Origin of the sequence: Immundisolibacter sp. (assembly GCF_028696615.1) — a bacterium.
GTDB lineage: Bacteria > Pseudomonadota > Gammaproteobacteria > Immundisolibacterales > Immundisolibacteraceae > Immundisolibacter.
Genome location: NZ_JAQVGQ010000289.1, coordinates 1 through 2,884, shown reverse-complemented (window position 1 = coordinate 2,884; position 2,884 = coordinate 1). Strand labels below are relative to the sequence as shown.

At 70.1% G+C, this 2,884-nt stretch carries 3 protein-coding genes and 1 pseudogene; 3 read left to right on the top strand and 1 reads right to left on the bottom strand.

All coding sequences use genetic code 11. The features are described 5' to 3' along the window. Positions 1–974: pseudogene (locus PHC73_RS13335) on the bottom strand (transcription-repair coupling factor); the annotation flags it as partial. Between PHC73_RS13335 and PHC73_RS13330 the strand changes: the two are divergent. The 3 genes from PHC73_RS13330 to PHC73_RS13320 all read left to right on the top strand — a co-directional run. Beyond that, positions 973–1,752, top strand: a complete 780-nt coding sequence (locus PHC73_RS13330; protein ID WP_300129232.1) for a uracil-DNA glycosylase — start codon at positions 973–975, stop codon at positions 1,750–1,752. The pseudogene PHC73_RS13335 and the gene PHC73_RS13330 overlap by 2 nt on opposite strands. Next, complete coding sequence (gene rimI / locus PHC73_RS13325) at positions 1,752–2,240, top strand: ribosomal protein S18-alanine N-acetyltransferase (RefSeq protein WP_300129230.1); 489 nt, start codon at positions 1,752–1,754, stop codon at positions 2,238–2,240. The genes PHC73_RS13330 and rimI overlap by 1 nt, the downstream gene beginning before the upstream one ends. A 78-nt stretch (positions 2,241–2,318) precedes the next feature. Beyond that, positions 2,319–2,884 (top strand): GTP-binding protein (locus PHC73_RS13320; protein ID WP_300129228.1); only part of this gene is annotated, 566 nt, incomplete at its 3' end.

The following is a 2,884-nucleotide window of genomic DNA, read 5'->3' as shown; positions in this document are numbered from 1 at the left end:
CGCACCGTGGCCCAGAAGGCGTCGCCGGCTGCCAAACAGCCCTCCTGCCAGGCGATGAGCGTGCCCGGCGGCAGGTAGTCGAACAGCGTGGCGGTGGTCTCGAAAAACAGCGGCAGATAGAACTCGATACCGGCCGGCGGACGCCCGGCTTGCAACTCGCGATACAACGTCGAGCGCGCCGGGTTGGCCTCGAACACCTGCATGTAGCGCTGATAGAAGCGCTCGATGGCGGCGGGGTTGAGCGGGAACTCGCGCCCGGGAAGCAGATCGATGCTGGGCAGGCTCTCCTGCGAGCGCTGGGTGTCGGGGTCGAAGCGGCGGATGGAGTCGACCTCGTCGTCGAACAGCTCGACCCGAAACGGCGTGTCGCTGCCCATCGGGAACAAGTCCAGCAGCCCGCCGCGGATGGCGAACTCGCCGTGCTCCATCACCTGGTTGACCGCCGTGTAGCCGGCGCGGATCAGGCGCTCGCGCATGTCGGCGAGGTTCAGCCGATCGCCGCGCTTCAGGTGCAGGCTGTAGGCGTCCAGGTACGTCTGCGGCGGCAGGCGCTGCATCAGCGTCGCCATCGGCACGATCAGCACGCCGCGGTCTAGCCGCGGCAGGCGGTGCAGCGCCGCCAGGCGCTCGGAGATCAAATCCTGGTGCGGCGAGAAGGCGTCGTAGGGGAGCGTCTCCCAGTCCGGGAAGCTCAACACCGGCAGCGTGGCGCCGGCAAAGAACGGAATCTCGCGCGTGAGGCGCTCGGCGGCCGGCGTGTCGGCGGCCACCACCAGCAGCGGGCCGGGCGCGGCGAGCGCGGCTTCGGCCAGCGCCAGCGCTTGACTGGCGCCGGTGAGGCCGCTCCAGTCGCGCCGCTCGCCGGGGCGGGCCGGCAGCGGTGGGTTCAGCAGGGCAGGGGGGGTGATGGGCCGGGCGGTATTCATGCGGGCGGTATTATAGGTGGCGCCGTCATCGCCCCGGTTCAACCGCATGCCCGTCACACCGCGCCAAGCCGCTTATCTGGATGCTTTGGGCGTGGTGCGCTACGTGCGGCGCACGCCGCCGGCCGGACCGGTTGCCGAGGTCTTGGCGGCGCAGCCGCAGGCCGCGCCTGCGCCGCAGGCGCGCGAAACGCCCCCCGTCATGCCGGTGCCCGCGGGCGCGCCGCTTCCCGCCGCCGCAGCGACCGACTCCGCCGCCGCCTGGTCCGTGCTCACCGCGCAGGTCGCCGCCTGCACCGCCTGTGGCCTCAGCCGCACGCGCACGCACACCGTGCCCGGCGTGGGCGACCGCAACGCCGACTGGCTGATCGTCGGCGAGGCCCCGGGCGCGGAAGAAGACGCCCGCGGCGAGCCGTTCGTCGGGCGCGCCGGCAAGCTGCTGGATGCCATGCTGCGGGCAATCGGCCTCGACCGCCAAAAAGGGGTGTACATCACCAACATCGTCAAATGCCGGCCGCCGAACAACCGCGACCCGGCGCCGGACGAAGTCGCCGCCTGTGCGGGCTTTCTCGAGCGGCAGATCGCGCTGATCCAGCCCAAACTCATCCTCGCGGTCGGCAAGGTGGCGGCGCAGAACCTGCTCGGCAGCGAGGAGCCGATCGGCCGCCTGCGCGGGCGGGTGTGGCGCTGGCGCGGAACGGATTTGCCCATCGTCGCCACCTACCACCCGGCCTACCTGCTGCGTTCGCCACTGGAAAAGCGCAAGGTGTGGGATGACCTGTGCCTGGCGCAGGACGTCTACCGCCAGCGCAGCTCAGGCGCCGCCTGATGGCCGCGCGTTCGCCCGAGCCGGGCGGCGGCGAAGTGACGCTGCGCCCCATGACGGCGGCGGACGTGCCGACGGTGGCGGCCATCGAGCGGCAGTCCTACCCGGCCGCGCAGGCCTGGTCGGAGGGCATCTTCCGCGACTGCCTGCGCGTGGGTTATCTGTGCCGGGTGCTGGAAGTGGACGGCGTACTGGCCGGCTACGGCATCCTGTCCGTGGCGGCCGGCGAGGCGCATTTGCTCAACGTCTGCGCGTCACCGGCCTTTCGCGGGCGTGGAATCGGGCGGCTGCTGGTGGAGCATTTCCTGGATCTTGCCGACCGCTACAAGGCGCACACGGTGTATCTGGAAGTGCGGCCATCCAACACCGTGGCGCGGGCGCTGTACGAATCGCTTGGGTTTCGGCGCGTCGGCGTGCGAAAATCCTATTACCCGGCGGCGCCCGGCGAGGTGCGCGAAGACGCCCTGCAGTTGGCCCGGGACATTGCCTGAGCGCCGCGCCGTCCCCATCTAGTCACTCCATCGAACCTGCCCACTGCCGGCGGCCCCGTCGGCGACGCTGATCCCTGCATGACCGAACTCGAACGCGAGGTCGCCCGCCGGCGCACCTTCGCCATCATTTCCCACCCGGACGCGGGTAAGACCACGCTCACGGAAAAGCTGCTGCTGTACGGCGGTGCCATCCAGCTGGCCGGTACCGTCAAGGCGCGCAAAGCCGCGCGGCATGCCACCTCCGACTGGATGGCGCTCGAAAAGGAGCGCGGCATCTCGGTCACCTCGTCGGTGATGCAGTTCCCCTACCGGGACTGCGTGATGAACCTGCTGGACACGCCCGGCCACGCCGACTTTTCCGAAGACACCTACCGCACGCTGACGGCGGTCGACTCGTGCCTGATGGTGATCGACGCCGCGCGCGGCGTTGAAGAACGCACCATCAAGCTGATGGAGGTGTGCCGCCTGCGCGACACGCCGATCATCACCTTCGTCAACAAGCTGGACCGCGAGGGCCGCGAGCCGGTGGAGTTGCTGGACGAGATCGAGTCCGTGCTCGGCATCGCCTGCGCGCCGGTGAGCTGGCCGATCGGCATGGGCCAGCGCCTGAAGGGCATCGTCGACCTGCTGACAGGACAAGTGCG

Coding starts and splice junctions, on each gene's coding strand:
- rimI (WP_300129230.1), top strand. CDS start 1,752: ATGGCCGCGCGTTCGCCCGAGCCGGGCGGCGGCGAAGTGACGCTGCGC.
- PHC73_RS13330 (WP_300129232.1), top strand. CDS start 973: ATGCCCGTCACACCGCGCCAAGCCGCTTATCTGGATGCTTTGGGCGTG.